The sequence below is a fragment of the Solicola gregarius genome, from assembly GCF_025790165.1.
In the GTDB taxonomy this organism is placed as follows: Bacteria; Actinomycetota; Actinomycetes; order Propionibacteriales; family Nocardioidaceae; genus Solicola; species Solicola gregarius.
This window is the reverse complement of sequence record NZ_CP094970.1, coordinates 434682-453480: the sequence shown is the minus strand read 5'-3', so window position 1 is coordinate 453480 and position 18799 is coordinate 434682. Positions and strand designations below refer to the sequence as shown.

The following is an 18799-nucleotide window of genomic DNA, read 5'->3' as shown; positions in this document are numbered from 1 at the left end:
GTCCTTCGACACCCGGGTGGGTGCGACTGATCCACCGTGCAACCTGACACTGGTGTCAGGTGCAATAGTGGGAGCGCCCGGTACAAGTTGAGGAGGGGCAGTGCGCATCGGTGAGCTCGGACACGCCAGCGGGGTGAGCCCGCGGTCCCTGCGGTACTACGAGGAGCAGGGACTGATCCGATCCGAGCGCACTGCCAGTGGCTGGCGAGACTTCGACGACTCAGCGGTCGAACGGGTCGTAATGATTCAACACCTCTTCGCCGCCGGCCTGCGCAGCGCCACGATCAGCCAGTTGCTGCCGTGCCTCGAGGCACCGCCGGAGGAGCGAACCGATGTGATGGGGCAGCTACTCGCGCACGAGGTGGAGCGGCTCGAAGCGAAACGCCGCGACATCGACCGAGAGCTCGACACGCTGCGGGCGCTGCGCCGGGAATCCGCACCAACGTCTCAGTCATAGCGCGCCAACCTCAGCCATAGAAGTTAGTCACCAGACATCAGTTCACTCACCTCGGCGTACGTAGGCACCGAGTCCGCTCCACCCGCGCGCGTCACCGAGAGGGCGGCCGCGACGTTCGCGTACCGCACGGCCGACGGGAACTCGTCTCCGCGCGCGAGACCGGCGGCCAGGCTGCCGCAGAACGCGTCTCCCGCACCGACGGTGTCGACCGCATCGACGGCGTGCGCGCGTACGGGGGTGGCGCCGTCGCGGTCGACGACGAGCGCACCTGCGGGGCCGAGGGTCAGCACGACCCTGCCGAGGTCCCACTCGTCGAGCAGTGCCTTGCCGACGGCCTCCGCCGTACCGCTCGGGTCGTTCGTGAGCGAGCGCGCCTCGGGTTCGTTGGGCACCAGGATGTCGACGAGTCCGCTCAGCCCGCGGGTGCCCTCGAGCACCGGCGCCGGGTTGAGCATGACGGTCACGCCGGCGTCATGTGCGATCCGTGCGGCCTCCGCGATCGCGTCGAGAGGGAGCTCCTGCTGCAACAGCACCACGTCGGACGACTGCAACATCGAGGCGGCCGCCCGGACGTCCTCGGGCGTGATCGCGAGGTTGGCACGCGGCACGACCACGATCGAGTTCTCACCGCCGGGCTCGACGAGCGGCAGCCCGACCCCGGTACCGCGGGCCGTCGTCATCACCCGGGCGCCGTCGATGCGCTCGTCGTCGAGACGCTGGAGGAACTGTCGGCCGTAGTCGTCGTCGCCGACCGCACCGATCATGCGTACGTGGGCGCCCGAGCGTGCCGCGGCAACGGCCTGGTTGAGGCCCTTGCCACCGAGATGCTGGGAGAAGCCGGTGCCGATCAGGGTCTCGCCGGCAACGGGTCTCCTCGGTGCCCGGGTGATGAGGTCCATCATGAACGACCCGAGCACGCATACAGAACCTTGTGTCACTCCGGTGTTCCCTCCGGGTCGGCGTCGTCGTGCGTGGCGAGCTGAGCGCCGAGCGAGCCGCCCGGGTGGTACGAGCGGAAGTCGGAGTGCGTGAAGGCGCTCAGCGTCATCAACGCCGCCGCGAGCGCGTCTCCGAGGCTCAGCGTCACCGTGGTCGACGTCGTCGGCGCGAGGCCGAGCGGATCGGCCTCGCGCTCGACGCGCGTGTCGAGCACGACGGTGGCGACCCGGCCGAGGGGAGACTCCGCTCCACCGGCCGTCATCGCCACGATCGGGATGCCCCGCGCGTGCAGGTGAGCCGCGAAGTCGACCACCTCGGCCGTCGTACCGGAGTTGGAGATCGCGATGGTCGCGTCGCCGGCCTGCACCATGCCCGAGTCGCCGTGGAGCGCCTCCGTCGCGTGGACGTACACCGACGGCGTACCGGTGCTCGCGAACGTCGCCGCCATCTTGTGCCCGATGTGCCCGGACTTGCCCAGGCCCGTCACCACGACCCGCCCGGATGCCGAGGCGAGGAGGTCGATCGCCTTCCGGAAGTCGGGCCCGAGCTCCTCGGCGGTCGCCTTGATCGCCGACGCCTCGGTCAGCAGCGTTTCGCGCGCAATGGCAATGAGGGGATCGTCGGTCATCGAGTCCCCGCATTCAGGGAACGGTAGAGCCGCTCGCCGAGCGCGCGGTCGCGGCCGCGCGGTGTCGCGCCGATTCGCCAGGTGCCGCCCGGGTAGGTCGTACGGGCCATCTGTTCGCCACCCTCGGTCCACAGCGCCTGCCAGACGAAGGCGCCCACCGGACGGTTGACGAACCCGTTGTCGCGGCGCCACGCAGAGTCGCGCAGGTACGCGGCGGCGAGCGTCGCGCGTCGCGAGCTGGCGAGCGCGAAGCGCGGGAACCCGGGGACGTCACCTGTGTCGCGGTCGACGTTCTCGTCGTCGCCGACCCGCGGCAGCGCCGTGTCGATGGGCATGGCGACCTCCCACACCGGCGCATGCGGGCGGCCGTTGACATGCCAGTCGGCGGACATGTCGAAGTGCTCGGGGAGAACCGGAATCGCCAGTCGACCCGCGCCGGCTCGTCACCGAGGGGTACGCCGCGCAGCGCCAATCGCCTGCCGTCCTTACGCACCGCGACCCGGCGCGGCTTCCCGGCCGGGTCGGTGCTGCCGAAGTTGCCGACCGCGAGGTAGGGCGCGGTGGCCCGGAAGTCGTCGTTCAGCACCCGCCGCCAGCCACCCCGGGCGCGTACGTCCATCGACCGGATGCTGGCGTGTGGTGCGGTCTGCAGGTCGAGGCGATACCCGCCCGTCTTGATGATTCGCCCTTCGGTGACCAGTTCCTTGTCGAGATCGAGGGGCCGCAGGTACAGGCCGCCCTGCCCCCATCCGGCACCGCTGACGTAGAGGTCGTCGCCGTCGCGCACGATCTCGGACGCATGCTCGTCGATCTGGCCGACCTCGTCGGAGACGTCGAAGTGCAGCGGGTCGTTGCTGTGGTAGACGCGGGTATCGGTGTAGTTCGACGTGCAGCAGGTCGAGAGGTAGTAGTCATCGCCGTCCTGCACGACGTACGGCGACTCGGTCGGGCCGCCGAACGTTCCCGTCACCGGATGCTTCAGAGCGACCCCGCGCTCGCTCCAGTGCACGAGGTCGTCGCTGGTCCGGTACGCGACGATGTGGTGGCCGCCGTCCGGCCGGCTGTTCGCCGTGTAGTACATGACCCACTGGTCGCCGACGCGCAGCACCATCGGATCGCGAGCGTCGTACCCGTCGGTGAACAGCGGGTTCTCCGGGTGCCGCTCCCAGTGGTAGAGGTCGGTCGAGGTGGCGAGCTGCATGCGATAGCGCTCGTGGTCATCCGTGCCGCCCGCGTAGAACATGTAGTACGTGCCGTCGTGCTCCATCACGTACGGCGCCCAGACGTGGGTCTCGCCGCTGTCGGGGTCGGCGTGCATCACCGGCTCCTGCTTGACCCACTGCTCCTGCGTCAGGGAGTCGGCGGTCGCATGCGCGAAGTACGTCTCGTCGAGCGGGTTCGCCGGCTCCTCGTGGGTGATGCCGAACATGTGCCAGGTGCCGTCGGGGCCTTGTACGAAGGTGTGGTCGTTGATGTACCACTGCTTCGACTCGCCGACCGAGGGGTCGTAGATGCGGAAACGCTCGCCGGCCCCGACGCCGCGGTCGACCCGCTCGTACGGCTTCTGCACGACCTTCGCCGTACGCTCTCCGCTCGCTGGTCGATCGGCCGATGTCGCCGCCGGTGCCGTGACGGTGGCCGCGGCGGAGACAACGGTCAGGATCGCAAGTACGGCGCGCCACCGTAGTCGTCGCAATCTCATTCGTAACTCACCTCGTACCTCGCGGCCGACCACTTTGGTGCGCCGTCGGTACGCCGCAGCGTCACGTGCAGCGTGCGCTCGCCCCGTGACACCTCCGCCGGAACCGCGAACGAGTCCTGCAGCCAGCGTTGGCTCTTGTTGCCCCGCGGCTGCAGCCAGGTGCCGACAGGTTCGCCGTTCACGGTGACGTCGACGCTCTGGTACGCGTTCAGCTGGTCGCTGGTGCGGCGGATGCGTACACCGTCGTTCGACCGCGGCACGGTCACCGTGAACGAGACGGCCTTCCGTGCGGCCCGAGTCTTGTCGGTGACCTCGACGGTGTCGTCGTCACCCTCGTAGACGGACGTGAGGCGGTTGACGCCACCGCCGCCGCGATAGTCGTGGGCACGCTCGCTTCGCCGGTTGCCGATGTCGATGGTGTCGACGACACGCGAGCGGCGGTCGCCCTGGTGGCCGTACCAGAACGCGGTCGACCCGTAGATCGCCGGCTCCTCGGCGGCCGGTCCGTGCTCGATACCGAACCGCAGCGACGACGTGAAGTCGACGCCCTCGGCGAGCATCAGCCGGTACGCGGAGTCGCACTGGAACTCGCATCCGAACGACTTCGTCTTCATCAGCGGCGCACCGTTCATCGGGTTGGAGAACGCCCCGCCGTTGAAGTACCAGCCGGCCTCGTAGAAGTCCTCCGAGCCGGTGCCGTAGATCGACGGGGACTTCGCGCCGTCGACGTACACCCGCTCGTCGCCCTCGAGGTAGTTGCGGATGTTGCCCTCGCGGATCAGCCCGGTCATCGTGTGGTTGACGCCGACGAACCGGCCGTGCCCGCGTACGTCGAGGAAGCGCCAGTCGGCGTCCTTGGTGGTGTGCGAGCGCTTGCTGGTGGCGTTGAAGTAGCCCATCGTCGGCCGCTTGCCCGACAGGCTCCCGCGCACGGCGGCGTCTCGATGAGAGGTGACCGAGGCATCGGCACCCTCGACCGTCTGCCGAGACCGGTTGACCAGCTCGACCTTCGCCGCATGACCATAGGGCATCGGCCACCAGGCGAAGTACGAGCCCTTGTCGTCGGTCTGCATCGCGTACATCAGCGACGTGACCTCGGACTCGCCGAGCCCGGAGCCGAAGAACTCGCCGAGCGGTGCGTCGACCGTACGCCGACCGTCGAACGCCAGCTGCACCCGCAGCTTGCGCAGCAGGCGGTCGGACCTCGCGAGGCGCTTCTCCAGCGCGGGATCGATCGGGTAGGTGTAGGTGTGGTACCCCTCCCACACCTGGTCCTCGATCTTGTAGTCGTGCGCCTTCTCGCTCTCCTGCCCCGCGTCGCTGGGCCCGATGTCGACGGTGTCGGTGCGGGTCGGCTCGCCGCCCTTCACCGAGTCGACCCAGTAGCGGAACTCGTTCACGTCGAGGTCGCTACCGACGAACTCGTTACGTACGGTCAGCTTCGACTTCCCGGCCGTGATCGACGCCGGGACCTCGATCGTCTGGTCCGCCCACTGGCCGCCGGTCGGTTCCGTCGTCTCCCAGGTGCCGACGTCCTCGCCCTCGACGATCAGCTTCGACTTCTGGTTGCCGATCAGCGTGTCGGCTCGCTTGGTGATCTCGACGCCCTCGTTGTCCGGGTCGATCGCGACCGTGAACGTGCTGCCACCCTTGAACGCCCTGCCGTCGTCGGTGATGTAGAGGTCGTCGGGGATGCCCTCGATCTGCGGGATACGTACGCGCAGTTCGTCGATCGTGCCGGCGCCGCGCAGGGAACCGAGACTCGTCCGCTCACCCGGTGCCAGGTCGAACTCGGTGTCCTGGGTCGTCGCGTTCCCGGCCCGCGGCTTCGGGTCGGCCGTCCCGAACGCCTGCAGCGTCTCGATCACGTCGGCCGGCACGTCGTCCGGGTCGAACGTCTCGATGCCGTCGGCACTTGCGAACGTACGGTACGAGACGTGGTGGAAGAGCGGGTTCTTCGTGGTCGTGACGCGCATGGACTCGCGATACGGCATCGGCACCTTGATCGTCACGCCGCCCGAGCTCTGCCGGCCGTGCGCCACCAGCGGGAACACGTACGGCGCCCCGAGCTTGCCGTCCACGATGTCCTGCAACGGCGCGTCGAGCACGGTCTCGCCGTCGAGCTCGATGCGGAGGTTGCCGGTCTTGGCGACAACGCCCTCGTCGCGGGTGAACCAGATGGCGTCGATCTCGCCCGGACCGCTGTCCTCGGCGATCACACAGCCCGCGTCGGTTTCGCGCAGGCACGAGTACGTGCCCTCGAACCCGTCGTCATTGCCCCCGGTGCGGTCGTAGCTCGACGACTGCAGGGTCTGCGTGCCCTGGTCGAGATACGGGAGCCGATCGAGCGAGCCGTACGTCTGCCAGCCGACGGTCGGGGTGGCATCGATTTCCGGACGCGGCGGATGCGCCGCGACCGGCGCGGCCATGGCGACCGCGGCGCCGAGTGCCACGGTGATCGCGGCCAGACGTGCGGCCAGACGTACGGACGGGGTCGACGCGCTGGGTGACATCGGGTCCTCCCGGTTGGGGGCTCGTGGTGTAATCGATTTCAGAGCCAAGCATCATCTGCGCCTCAATGCAAGGCCCGGCGGCACGTTTGTTCGGACCCGAGCGGTCGAACGGAGGCCTATGATCGGGGCAGGAGTCAGGAGGTCTCCGTGCCGACAATTCACGATGTCGCCCGCCGTGCGGGCGTTTCGGCCGCTACCGTCTCGCGCGTGCTCAACGGGCAGACGGAGGTCTCGCCCGATCTCACCGAGCGCGTACGACTTGCCGTCGAGGAACTCGATTACAGGCGGAACGCGGTGGCGCGCAACCTCCGGCGCCGCGGCACGACGGTGTGGGGCGTCATCATTCCCGACGTCGGCAACCCGTTCTTCACCGCGATGGTCCGGGGCATGGAGGACGCTGCGCATGAGGAGGGCTACTCGCTGGTGCTCTGCAACAGCGACGAGAACCTCGAGAAGGAACGCCGGTACGTCGACGTTGCGCTCGACGAGCAGATGGCGGGCGTGATCATCGCCGCGGCGTCCGAGGCCGACAGCGACCTCTCACCGCTGATTGATCGCGGCATCCCGGTCGTCGCGGTCGACCGGCGTCTCGAACGCGACGACGTCGACACGGTCATGGTCGATAACGCGCGGGGAGCCCAGCTCGGCACCGGGCACCTGCTCGACCAGGGCTGCCGCCGCGTCGCGTGCATCACCGGGCCGACGCGCACGACGACGGCGTACCAGCGGCTGCAGGGGTTCCTCGGTGCGCATCGCGCCCGCGACATCGACGTCGACGACGCCCTCGTACTGCGCGAGAACTTCAAGGAGGACGGCGGTCGCGACGGTGCGAGCCGACTCGCCGAGCTCGCCGACCCACCCGACGGGCTGTTCGTCGCGAACAACCTGATGACCGTCGGCGCGCTGTCCGCGCTCGTCGACCGAGACGTCAAGATCCCGCAGGACATGGCGCTCGTCGGTTTCGACCATCTGCCGTGGGCCGACCTGACCCGACCGCAGCTCACAACGGTCGCCCAGCCGACGTACGAGATGGGCCGCGAGGCGGGCCGAGCGCTGTCGGCGCGGATCGCCGGCGACACCGCGATCTCGCGCACGATCGTGCTCTCGCCGACGCTACACGTCCGCGAGAGCTCGATCCGCTAGCTCGCTCGGAGGTTCCTCGTTCGCGGCTGGCCGTTCGTTACGTGTGCGGCAGCTCGCCGCTTCGGCCCAGTGCGCCGCCGGGTTTCCAGTGCGCTTGGCAGTCCAAATTGTGGACCGGAACGGGCCAGCCGGCAGGAAACCGCCACCTGGTAAGCACCTTCTCCGTCGCGGCGTCTTTTCCCAGCCACAGCACGCGGAACGACGATCGCGTGCCCGAGCCGAAGCGGCGAGATGTCTCTGTCCGCTGAGACCGCTTACTCCGTCGAGTTCTGCTCGTAGATCTGCGCGGCGTTCTCCTTGGTGACCTGCTCGGTCTCGAGCGTGACGGTCTTGGGTACGTCCTCGCAGTCGATCAGGATCTGCTTGGCGGTGTCGACCGCCTCCTTGCCGCCGGTCGGGTAGACGAACGTCGCGGTCAGCTCGCCGGTCTCGACCGACTTCAGGCCACCCGCCGGAATGGGCAGACCGTCGATCCCGAGGATGTCGATCTGGTCCTTGACGCCCGCGTCCTCGGCTGCGGCCGCGGCGCCCTGACCCATCGGGTCGTTGTGCGAGTACACGACGTCGATGTCGTCGTGTGCCTTGAACATGGCCTGTGCCTCGGCCTGGCCGTCCTCGAGCAGCCAGTCACCGTCGCCCTTGTCGATGATCTTGATATCGGGGTTGCCGGCGATGCCTTTCGCGAAGCCGTCCTCGCGCTCCTTGGCCGGCGTCGACCCGGAGAGCCCGCGGATCTCGACCACGTTGCCGCCGTCGGGCAGCAGCTCCTTGGCGACGAACTCGCCCGCTCGCTTTCCGATCTCCTCGTTGTCCGCGCCGATCCACTGTGTGTACGCGTCGCCCTCGACCTTACGGTCGAGCACGATCACCGGGATCCCCTGGTTGTACGCGTCCGCGACGACCGAGGTGAGCGGAGCGGCCTCGTTCGGGCTGATGATCAGCAGGTCGACCTTCTGGGTGATGAAGTTCTGCACCTGCGACACCTGCGTGGCGCTGTCTTGAGCGGCGTCGGCGATCTTGACGTCGAACTGGTCGACCTCCTTCGCCGCGGCCTCGATGTCGTCGTTCATCTGTACGCGGTACGGCTCGGCGTTGTTCGCCTGGCTCATGCCGATCAGGTAGTCGCCATCGGGGCCTTGGCACTCGGCCTGCGATGCGGGCTCGTCACCGGACGGGGCGTCCGACTCCGTGCCGCACGCGGTCAGGGCAAGCGCCGCGGTCGCGCCGATCGTCGCCAGCGCCGCGAGGCCTCGCGACCTCGGGAGGAGGTGAGACATGGTGGGTTCCTTTCTGGGTTTGCCGGGTGAGCGCCGCGTCGGCGTTCAGCGCTGCTGTGGCCGGAAGACCTGGATGCCGGCGGCGGCCACGATGATGAGTCCCTTGATCAGTAGCTGGACGTCGGAGTCGATGTTCTTCAGAAGCAGGATGTTGTTCAGGATTCCGAGCAGCAGTGCGCCGGCGAGCGTTCCGGCGACGCTGCCGACGCCACCCATCAGGCTCGTACCGCCGATGACGACGGCCGCGATCGCGTCCAGCTCGTACTCGATGCCGGCGTTCGGATCCCCCTGGTTGTACTGGCCGGCGTGGATGATGCCGGCAAGGGCAGAGAGCAGGCCGGCGATCGCGAACACGGTGATCTTCACGCGAGCGACGGGAATGCCGGAGAGCCGCGCCGCGCGTTCGTTGCCGCCGATCGCGTACACGTGTCGGGCGAAGACGGTGTAGCGCACGACCAGCAGCGCGATGATCGCGACGCCGACGAAGATCAGTGCGGGAATCGGGATCGTCCCGTTGAACGTACGTGAGTCGAGCAGCTCGAAGCCGTCCGGCACGGTGCCCTCACCGCCGCCGTACGCGATGCCGATGACCTGGCCGTCGGACCAGATCCGGGCGAGCCCGCGGGCGACCTGCATGCCCGCGAGGGTCACGATGAACGCCTGGATGCCGAGGAACGTCGTCAAGGTGCCTTGCACGGCGCCGAACGCGAGCCCGATCACCAGGATCAGCAGCACGGCCGGCAGCACCCCGTACCCGTCGATGACGAGGAGCGAGGCGACACCGGTCGACGCGAGTCCGAGCACGGCACCGACCGACAGGTCGATGCCCGCGATCAGGATGACGAACGTCATGCCGACCGCGATGATGCCGATCTCGGACACCTGCCGCAGGATCTCCAGCAGGTTGTCGGTGTCGAGGAACAGGATCTCGCCGCCCCGCCGCGGCGAGATCGCCACGGACAGGACGAAGACGAGCGCGAGCGCGACGTAGCTCTGCAACGTGAAGAAGCGCTCCGGGATGACGAACCGTCGCTTGGTCGTACGCTCCGGCTCAGGCGGCTGGGGCGCGGGCGCGACGGTATCGGTGGTCATGAGGCCTCCGGCTGGGGTTCGGCGGCCGGCTCGAGCGATGCGGCCGCCAGCACGCTTTCGGACGTGGCATCGACCGCGTCCAGTAGTTCGACGATCCGGCCCCGCCGCAGCACGGCGATCCGGTGACAGATTCCGAGCAGCTCGGGGAGCTCGGACGAGGCGACCACGACCGTGACGCCGTCCGCGGCCAGCCCGGTCAGCAGGCGATAGATCTCGGCCTTCGCGCCGATGTCGACGCCGCGGGTCGGCTCGTCCAGCAGCAGCACCTTCGGCCCGCTGAGCAGCTGGCGTGCGAACACGACCTTCTGCTGGTTGCCGCCGGACAGCGTGCCGACCCGGACGGCGGCGTTCGTCGTCTTGATGTGCAAGGACGCGACGGACTCGTCGACCGACCGAGTCTCGGCGCTACGCCGACGAATGCCCATGGTCGCCAGGTCGCCGAGGGCGGTCAGCAGGATGTTGGCGCCGACGGACTCCTCGGTGACGAGGCCGTCGGCGCGCCGGTCTTCGGGAACCAGGCCGATGCCGGCCCGGATCGCGGCCCGCGGCGAGCCCGCGCGTACGCGTCGCCCATCGATCGACACCGAGCCGGTGGTGCCATGCGGTCCACAGCCGAACAGCGCCTCCAGCAGCTCGGTACGCCCGGCGCCGAGAAGCCCTGCGAGGCCGAGGATCTCGCCCCTTCGTACGGACAGATCGATGCCCCGCGGCTCGGTACGACCGGCGGCTCCGGCCGGAACAGTGAGGTCGCGGACCTCGAGGCGTACGTCGTCGTGCGGCTGCCGGGGATCGGGGAAGAGCTGCTCGATCGGCTGGCCGACCATCAGCTGGATCACCTTGGCGGGATCGGTCTGTGCGACCTCGAAGCTGCCGACGTCGCGGCCGTCGCGCATGACGGTGCCGTTGTCGGCGATGCGGGCGATCTCCTCCATCCGGTGGGAGATGAAGACGATGCCGACCCCGTGTTCGCGCAGCCGGGGGAGCAGCTCGAACAGCCGGTCGACGTCGTTGTCGGGCAGCGCGGATGTCGGTTCGTCCATGACCAGGATCCGGGCATCCAGGGACAGCGCCTTGGCGATCGCGACCATCTGCTGCTCGGCGACCCGCAACGAGCCCAGCCTGCGGCCGGGAGCGATGTCGATCCCGACCTCGTCCAGCAGACCGCGCGCCTTGCGGCCGAGGCCCTTGACGTCGAGCGTGCGCAACGGCGTACGTGGCTCGCGTCCGAGGAAGAGGTTCTGGGCGACGGTGAGGTGCGGTACCAGGTCGAGCTCCTGGTGGATCATCGCGACGCCTGCCGCCTGCGATGCCGCGGGCGAGTGGAACGAGGCGGGCCGGCCATCGATCTCGATCGTGCCGGCGTCGGGCTGTATGACGCCCGAGAGGATATTCATCAGCGTCGACTTGCCGGCGCCGTTCTCGCCGAGCAGCGCGTGCACCTCGCCGGCGCTCACGCACAGGCTCGCGCCACGCAGGGCGTGCACGCCGCCGAAGCTCTTCTGGATGTCCGACATCGACAACAGTGCGACCGGGTCGGCTCGTGTCGGCATCGATACCTCAATCGGCGTGTAATCGATTTCAGAATGTGCCGAGGCTAGGCCCGTCCGATTTGTCCTGTCAAGCGACCGCGAGACGGTGGCGCCGCGAATCGTGCCGGTCACGAGTGGCTAACTATCGGGTACGCGGTCTTGAGGCGTCGGCCGCGATGGTGGCAGGTTGCAACGGTCTGGTAGAGCCGGTCCGCCAGGGGGAGCGATACGCATGACCCACGTACGCGAGGCATCGCGTGCCGATGCCGTCGAGACCGGCGGCCTGTCCGTTCGGTGTGAAGGTGTCGTGCACCTCTACCGCACGGTGCAGGGACACGATGTCGTCGCGCTGCAGGGCGTCGACCTGCAGATCTCCGCCGGGGAACGGGTAGCGCTGCTCGGCCCGTCCGGCTCCGGCAAGTCGACGCTGCTCGCCTTGCTGGGCGGCATCCAGCGCGCGTCCGCCGGGCGGATCCAGCTGGGTGAGCACGATATCTCGCGGCAGTCGGACGCCGAGCTGACCCGGCTGCGCTCGTCGTCGGTGAGCACGATGCTGCAGGGCGCCGACCGGAACCTGCTGCCGTACGCGACGACGCGTCAGAACGTCGAGTTCGCGCAGCTCGCGGTACCCCGCTCGAGGCGGCGCGACCTCCCGAGTCCCGATGACCTGTTGGCCCGGGTGCGCCTGTCCGAGCAGGCCGACCGGACGGTCGCCAACCTGTCGGGTGGGCAACGCCAGCGCGCCGCCCTCGCCGCAACGGTGGCCGTGCACCCGCGCCTGCTGCTCGCCGACGAGCCGACGAGCCAGCTGAACGACGACGACCGCGACCAGGTTCTCGCGCTGATGCACGAGGTGGGCGAGGAGCTCGGCACGACCGTGGTCGTCGTCACCCACGATCCCGCGGTCTCGGCGACGTTTCCCCGCACCGTCACCATCAAGTCCGGCCGGGTCGGCCTCGAGGGACGCGATGGCGTCGAGTACGTGGTCATCGGCGCGGACGGCGTACTGCAACTGCCGGCGCACCTTGTCGAGCAGTGGCCGCAGGGAACGATGGTGCGCATCGAGCCGGAGGAGGCGGACCTGCTGCTGAGCCGCGAGGAGCAGGGGAGATGACGAAGCTCGTAGCCGAAGGCGTCGTCTCGAGGATCGGAGACCGGCAGATCCTCACCGACGTCTCGTTGTACGCGGGAGCCGGCGAGCTGGTTGCGCTGACGGGTCCCTCGGGTTCGGGGAAGACGACGATGATCAACCTCGCCGGTGGTCTGCTGCCGCCCGACGAAGGCATGGCGACTCTCGACGGTGAGCCGACCTGGCTCGGCACGGGAGACCCGCGGCCGGACGTCGCGCTCATCCTGCAGTCGTACGGCCTGGTCTCGATCCTGACCGCGGCGGAGAACGTGTCGATCGCGCTACGCGCCCGCGGAGTACGTCCGCGAGAGGCCGATGCGGCCGCGGCGGCCGCCCTGGACCGGGTCGGCATCACCGATCTCGGAGAGCGTCTCGTGCAGGAGCTTTCGGGTGGGCAGGCGCAGCGCGTCGCCTGCGCGCGTGCGCTCGTGGTCGACTGCACCCTCCTGCTCGCCGACGAGCCGACCAGCGAGCTGGACGAGTACAACCGCGACCGCGTCATCGGCGAGCTGCGGCATGAGGCCGAACGCGGCGCGGCGGTCATGATCGCGACGCACGACGTCGAGGTCGCCGCACAGTGCGACCGGGAGTACCGCTTGGACGACGGCGCGCTCGTACCCTCGCTGGTGCGATGAGCCGCACGCTCCGCGCGGTCCGTGCGGCCCCCACGCGCGTGCTGAGCCTGGGGCTCACCTGCGCGTTCGTGGTTGCGGGTACGTCATGCGTCGTTGCGTTTCCCGCCGCCGGGGATGCCCGTACGGCGACCGTCGCGACGCTCCTCGGGATCGGCATCGCCGGGTGCTTGGCGACCGCCTCGATCGTGAGCGGATCACTTCGCGAGCAGGCGAGCGACATCCGCCTTGCGGCGGTGCGGGGCTATGGCCGCGGTCGGATGTGGCGGTGGCTCGTCTCCGAACCGCTTCTGGTCGTCACGGTGGGATCGATTGCAGGTCTCGTGGTCGGCGCGGCGGCGATTCGGCTGCTCGTCTCGGCCGGGCACGAGCGGCCGGACTCGTCGGCGATCGTCGCCCTGAGCGCCGTCGGCGCGGGCGTCGTGTGCGCAACGACGGTTGCGGTTTGCTGCCGGTTCGCGGGCCGGATGGCATTCTCGGACGGTTCCGTGGGTACGCCGGTGTGGCGCGCCTCCGCCGAATGCATTGCGCTCGTGGGATGCGCATGGTTGCTGGTGACCGCAGCGTCCGCCGGGCTCGGGGAGTCACCGATGATCGTCGCGCTCGCGCCGCTCGCAGCCGCGCTCGCCGCCGTCATCGTGAGCGGATGGCTGTCTCTGGCTCTCGGTGCGATCGGCATCCGGGTCTTCGCCCGGACCGCCGACATGGGTCGCTATCTCGCGGTGCGACGGCTGCGGCGTACGAGCACGCTTGCGTTGGCGTTCGCGGCCGTTGCGGGCGCGGTGGCGATGGCGGTTTTCGGGCTGACGGTCCGGCAGGCCGATGCACAGTGGCGTGACGACGTCGCGGCGATCGCGACCGGCGGCGTCGACACGTACGACAGCGAGCACACGGCGACGGCGACCTTCCTGGCAACGCGGGCCGCCGACCCCGACGGCAGGTGGCTGATGACGATCGAGGGATCGCCAACGGACATCGACCCCGAGACGTACAACGGCTTCGCGGATCTGACCCGCTGGGAACGGGTGCTCGGAACCTCCTGGCACGCCGGCTCGGACGATGCACCGACCGCGGTCGCGCGGGCGTTTCGCGAGGACACCTGGAACCCGGTCGTGGTCGGTGACGGCACGATGCACGCCACGATCGACGGCGACCTGCGATGGCCATCCGGCGACCGCCCGTACCTCAACCTGAGCCTGCTGCGTCCCGACGGGGAGATCGTGTCGGCGGGCATGCCGATTCCCGAGCACGGCGGCGACCTACACGGGCGTGTACGCGGATGCTCGGGCGGTTGTGTGCTGCGGAAGCTGCAATTCGCGACGCAGGCCGATGCGCCCGTCGACCTGACCGGTCGGCTCGTCGTGCGGGACCTGACCGTCGGCGGGAAGCCTGTTGCCGGCGCCCGGGGGCCGGACGCGGGCCGTACCTGGAGCCCCGACCGCGCCACGGCCGCGGCGGCCGGGCATCCGATCGGGGTGCGGGGCACGTCAGCCGGGCTCGAGGTCGAGCTCGCGGCACACGGCCTGACCGACGCGGCCGCAGTCGTGCCGTCGTCGGCGCACCTTGTTCGCCGGGTCGTCGCGGCCGGTACGACGCGGATCCCTGATCGTGTGGGCGGCCTCGATCCGGCCGTCGCCCCGAGCGAGGTCGTCGCGAGATCGGAGATCCTTCCGCTCATCGGCACGCACGGCTACCTGGGCAACCTGGCCGACATCGTGCTCGACTCGTACGACGAACCGGCCGGATCGCGGGTGCGCGTGCTCGCGCGCTCCGACACACCGGCGTCGGTGTTGGCGGCACTCGGCCGGCACGGTGTCGACACCGGCCATCCGCTGACGCCCGGTCACGTCAGCGATGAGCTGGCCGATTCGGGCGTCGGTCGCAGCGTGCTGGCCTGGTGTGTGCTCGCGGCCGTCGTCGCCGTCGTCGCTGTGTCCGTTGCGATCCACGCGGCGTCGGTCGCGCGCCCACGTACGCGCCGCGACGACGCCGCGCTGCGTTCGGCGCACGTTCCGATGAGTGTTGCCGCATCGTCTGCGCGTTACGAGGTCGGTGTCCTCTCGGTCACCTCGATCCTGTCTGCAGTGGCGATCGCCCTGGTGACGTGGTGGTGCACGCGGCACGCACTCGTGCTTGCGCTGCCCGGCCCGTTCGACCCGGCCGTCGACGTCTCCACGCGCGGTGGCGTTGCCGCGGTCGTCGCCGTACCCACGCTGTTGGTCACCGCGGGCGCGGCTCTGCTCGTACGACGGCGGGATCGCGTCCGGGCGCGGCCCGAGATCCTGCGACGGAGTGCCGAGCGTTGAGGGCCGCCGTCACCATGCTGCTCCGTGGAGTGCTCCACCGCTGGTGGCTGTCCGCGGGGATCGTCGCCTTGACGATCGCAGCGGTGGTGGCGGGGGCGATCGGCCCGCTGTACCTGTCATCGTCGATGACGTCGCTGCGGGTCGAGCGGATCGTGGGGAAGTCCGGCACCTTGCGCAACCTGTCCTGGGAGTTCCGTCCGGACGGCGATCCGGGCTGGCAGCGTCTCCGAGACGACGCCGCGGCCGCGGTCTCGCGGGTACGCGCGAACGACGGCTACTACGCCGCGCCGCAGGTCGCCTGGATCACCGGGCCGCGCAACTACGACACCGACCTGCCGCGCAACCTCGGCGAGGTCCGTTGGCGGATGGAGGCCCGCGACGACACCTGCGCCCATGTCCGCGTGGTCGACGGCCGCTGTCCACGCGGTCCCGGCGAGATGATGGTCGCCAACATCGATGTCGGTCGCGGAGGGTACGCGGTCGGATCCGAGGCAGACCTCGGTATCGGTCATCGCCTGACGGTTGTGGGCTCGTACGTACTCGACGATCCGACCTCGGACTTCTGGTACGACCCCGTCCGATACGTCAGTACCCCCTTCCAGGCGGGCCGGCCGAGCGTGCCGTACACGCCGTCGCCGTTCCTGGTCACCCCGGAGGAGCTGGCCGCACTGCCCGCCGGCGACCGGGTCGTCCGGGTCGACCGGGCGCTCCACCCGCCGGGCGACCTCGACCAGCAGGAGCTGACCGCGCTGGCCGACTTCGCCGCCGAGGAGGCGAGCCGCGGCCCTCAGGAGGTCGACGGCGGCACCCTCGGCAAGGCCGAACCCGTGGAGCTCGCATCGATCCGAGACGACATCGAGACCGAGACCGACGTCGCGATCAAGACGATCCTGCCCGCGTCGCTGTCCCTGATCATCGTGTGCGTCGTACTGCTCTTCCGGCTGGTCGCGGCCGCGGCGGAGCTGCGACGTCCCGAGGTCGCGCTGCTGAAGGTCCGAGGCTGGACGGGTCGCCGCCTACGGGCGGTGACGCTCGCCGAGCCGCTGATGCTCCTGATCGCCGGATGGGTCGCCGGCACGGTTCTGGCCGTACCGTGCGCGTCGCGCCTCACGGATGCCTGGCTGCGCGACGGGACACCGACCACGATGTCCCTCGCCGCCGGCGTGATGGCGTTGCTCGTCCTGGTCGTCGCCGTCGGTGCGGCCGTGCTCGCGACGCGGGCGGTCGCGACGGAGTCGTTGCGCGAGCAGCTCGAGACGGCCGCCGCGCCGCGGCCCGCGCGGCGCAGTGTGCGGATCCTGCGAACCCTGGTGGTCGTCGCGGCGGCCGTCTCGGTGGTTCTCGCGGTCGACGCGGGGGATTCGTCATCGCCGGGTGTCGTCGGACAGTCGATGCCGGCGATCGTGGGGATGGCGACCGCCGTACTGACGACCGCCCTCACCCTCCGAGCGGCTCGTTGGCTCGTACGCCGTACGTCCGGACGTGGCTCGACCGTGCGGTTCCTCCAGGCGAGGGCCATCGCGCGTCGGCGAGACGGCACTCTGCTCGTCTTTCCGATCACGGTGGCCATGACGGTCGCGGTGTTCGCTATCGGTGTCTGGTCGACCGCCGACCATTGGCGGGCGAGCGCTGCGGCCGCGGAGATCGGTGCCGACCGCTCGTACGCGACGTCGATGAACCCCGTAGCGGCGGCGACGCTGACGCATCGGATCGACCCGGACGGGCAATGGCTGATGGCGACCGCGTTGGCCACCCATGCCGGCGACCTGCAGTTCCTGGTCGACTCGCCGCGGCTGACGTCGGTTGCCGAGTGGCCCGAGTCGTGGACGGGCGCCGGCAGCCTGCCGGCCGTCAGCGACGAGCTGCGACCGGTCGACGACCCGGAGATTCGCGGCCGGACGATCAGCGTACGCGCGACCTCTCGGATCGACTCGGACGAACGGATGTACGCGACGCTGGCGTTGCTCGACTCGTCCGGGCGTCCCCACAGCGCATCCATCGGGCCGTTTCCCCGCGGGCAGACCGTCACTCGCTCGACGACCGTGCGGGCGTGCGCGGAGGGGTGCGACGTGACCGGCGTCCAGGTGGGAGCGGTCGCCGGCACACTGAGTCCGATGACGGGTACGTTCACGCTCGCGGACCTCGTCGTCGACGGTCGGGCGACGGACGCCTTCCGCGACTCCACGGCGTGGCAGTCATCGGTTGCCGAAGATGCCGACGTCGAGGTCGGCCTCACCGCAGCGGACCCCGACGGTACGACGCTCGACATCGACTCGCGCGGGCAACAGACGTCCGTTCTCCTGCAGCCGGACGGGACTCCCGTCGTACCACCCGCGCTCGCGGGGCGGGACTCACCGAGTCTCGGCATCGACAGCGACGCCGGCGTTTCGACCGGTCCGAGCGCGGAGTACCGGCTCGCGCGGGTCCGGACCGCCGAAGCACTCCCCGTCGTGGGATCTCTCGGGGTGATGGCCGACCTCACCACGATGACCCGCGCGAGCCCGAAGACGATCGAGCGGCAGACTCGGATCCTCGCCACCGACGACGTACCCGACTCCGTCATCGAGGAGCTCGCCGACGCCGGCGTACAAACCTCGAACCCGATGCTCCTGTCGGACGTTCGGGCCACGTACGACAACGAGGCGTACGCGCTGTCGCTGCGCCTGTACATGCTCGCAGCCGCTGCCACCCTCGGGCTCGCCATCATCGGTGTCGTGGTGAGCCTGGCCGTGCAGGTCCGCTCACGGCGCAAGGACGCCGCGGCGCTTCGGGTGACGGGCGTACGCGAGCGGTCGGTGTGGCTCGCGGCGGTGCTCGAGCTGGGTGCGGTGATCGGGATCGCGACGGTTCTCGGCACGTTGGCAGGTGCCGGCGCCGCGCAGGTCGTCGTTCACGGGAGCCGGCTCGGCACGGTCGAGGTCGGCACGCCGCGGGTACTGACCGAGATCGACCCGACGGCGCTCGCGCTGTTGTGCGTCGCGGTGTTCGGGGTGCTCGCCGTGGTGTCCGCATTGATCGCGCGGACCGTTGTGCGCAGTGGTCGCCCTTCGGCACTGCGGTCGCAGGGATGAGCACCGGACGGCGAGACCCTGCCGAGGCGCGGCGAGTCGCGCGCGCCACAATATGGGTATGACTTCGTTCTCCCGACCGGGTGCTGTCGATCTGTCCGGCCTGACCGGCGGCGAGCCCGGCGCGCCCGCCGAGTCCGGCGCGTACTCCTTCGACGCGACCGAGCAGACCTTCCAGTCCGAGGTCGCCGAGGCCTCGATGCGATACGTCGTGGTGCTTTCGCTGTGGTCGCCGCGTGCGCCCGAGAGCGCCGAGCTGAACGACACGCTGACCGCGCTGGCCGACTCGTACCAAGGCAAGCTCGTCGTGGCGCGCCTCGACGTCGACACCAACCCGCAGATCGCCCAGGCGCTCCAGGTGAAAGGTGTGCCGTACGTCCTCGG

13 protein-coding genes and 1 pseudogene are annotated in these 18799 nt (G+C 69.7%); 7 read left to right on the top strand and 7 right to left on the bottom strand.

Annotation, left to right across the window (positions count from 1 at the left end; genetic code table 11):
- Positions 1–100 precede the first annotated feature (100 nt).
- A complete protein-coding gene (locus tag L0C25_RS02295; RefSeq protein ID WP_271634764.1) occupies positions 101–457 on the top strand; it encodes a MerR family transcriptional regulator in 357 nt (118 codons plus the stop codon).
- A gap of 23 nt (positions 458–480) precedes the next feature.
- Here L0C25_RS02295 and L0C25_RS02290 read toward each other — a convergent pair whose 3' ends face one another.
- The 4 genes from L0C25_RS02290 to L0C25_RS02275 are packed head-to-tail and all read right to left on the bottom strand — an operon-like array spanning position 481 to position 6239.
- The gene (locus tag L0C25_RS02290) at positions 481–1374 is read right to left on the bottom strand and encodes a ribokinase (RefSeq protein WP_271634763.1); all 894 of its coding nucleotides are present in this window, start codon (positions 1372–1374) and stop codon (positions 481–483) included.
- A 17-nt stretch (positions 1375–1391) separates the two neighbouring features.
- Positions 1392–2024 (bottom strand): KpsF/GutQ family sugar-phosphate isomerase, encoded by a 633-nt coding sequence (locus tag L0C25_RS02285; RefSeq protein ID WP_271634762.1) that lies wholly within the window; start codon positions 2022–2024, stop codon positions 1392–1394.
- Between the two features lie 13 nt (positions 2025–2037).
- Positions 2038–3726 (bottom strand): glycoside hydrolase family protein, encoded by a 1689-nt coding sequence (locus L0C25_RS02280; protein ID WP_271634761.1) that lies wholly within the window; start codon positions 3724–3726, stop codon positions 2038–2040.
- The gene (locus tag L0C25_RS02275; protein WP_271634759.1) at positions 3723–6239 is read right to left on the bottom strand and encodes a glycoside hydrolase family 172 protein; all 2517 of its coding nucleotides are present in this window, start codon (positions 6237–6239) and stop codon (positions 3723–3725) included. Before L0C25_RS02275 ends, L0C25_RS02280 begins: the two co-directional genes overlap by 4 nt.
- 147 nt (positions 6240–6386) lie before the next feature.
- On the opposite strand from L0C25_RS02275, the gene L0C25_RS02270 reads away from it, so the two are divergent.
- Positions 6387–7382: a LacI family DNA-binding transcriptional regulator gene (locus tag L0C25_RS02270; RefSeq protein ID WP_271634758.1), complete on the top strand. Its 996-nt coding sequence runs from the start codon at positions 6387–6389 to the stop codon at positions 7380–7382.
- Positions 7383–7636: 254 nt separating this feature from the next.
- Here the strand turns inward: L0C25_RS02270 and L0C25_RS02265 are convergent, their stop codons facing one another.
- Genes L0C25_RS02265 through L0C25_RS02255 form a run of 3 tightly spaced genes read right to left on the bottom strand, consistent with a single transcriptional unit; the run spans position 7637 to position 11301 of the window.
- Entirely contained in the window at positions 7637–8659 is a 1023-nt protein-coding gene (locus tag L0C25_RS02265; protein WP_271634756.1) for a substrate-binding domain-containing protein, read from the bottom strand.
- A 45-nt stretch (positions 8660–8704) separates the two neighbouring features.
- Complete coding sequence (locus tag L0C25_RS02260; RefSeq protein WP_271634755.1) at positions 8705–9751, bottom strand: ABC transporter permease; 1047 nt, start codon at positions 9749–9751, stop codon at positions 8705–8707.
- On the bottom strand, positions 9748–11301 hold the full coding sequence (locus tag L0C25_RS02255) for a sugar ABC transporter ATP-binding protein (protein WP_271634754.1): 1554 nt from the start codon (positions 11299–11301) through the stop codon (positions 9748–9750). Before L0C25_RS02255 ends, L0C25_RS02260 begins: the two co-directional genes overlap by 4 nt.
- A gap of 211 nt (positions 11302–11512) precedes the next feature.
- On the opposite strand from L0C25_RS02255, the gene L0C25_RS02250 reads away from it, so the two are divergent.
- The 5 genes and pseudogenes from L0C25_RS02250 to L0C25_RS23955 form a co-directional block, all read left to right on the top strand.
- Positions 11513–12394 carry an ABC transporter ATP-binding protein gene (locus L0C25_RS02250; RefSeq protein ID WP_271634753.1) on the top strand — a complete coding sequence of 294 codons (882 nt, stop codon included), beginning with the start codon at positions 11513–11515 and terminating at the stop codon, positions 12392–12394.
- Complete coding sequence (locus L0C25_RS02245; RefSeq protein ID WP_271634752.1) at positions 12391–13044, top strand: ABC transporter ATP-binding protein; 654 nt, start codon at positions 12391–12393, stop codon at positions 13042–13044. Before L0C25_RS02250 ends, L0C25_RS02245 begins: the two co-directional genes overlap by 4 nt.
- Positions 13041–15347 (top strand): ABC transporter permease, encoded by a 2307-nt coding sequence (locus tag L0C25_RS02240; protein WP_271634751.1) that lies wholly within the window; start codon positions 13041–13043, stop codon positions 15345–15347. The genes L0C25_RS02245 and L0C25_RS02240 overlap by 4 nt, the downstream gene beginning before the upstream one ends.
- Positions 15344–18418, top strand: coding sequence for an ABC transporter permease (locus L0C25_RS02235; protein ID WP_271634750.1), 3075 nt, complete (start codon positions 15344–15346; stop codon positions 18416–18418). Before L0C25_RS02240 ends, L0C25_RS02235 begins: the two co-directional genes overlap by 4 nt.
- Before the next feature lie 52 nt (positions 18419–18470).
- A pseudogene (locus L0C25_RS23955) lies at positions 18471–18785 on the top strand (thioredoxin domain-containing protein); the annotation flags it as partial.
- Positions 18786–18799 lie beyond the last annotated feature (14 nt).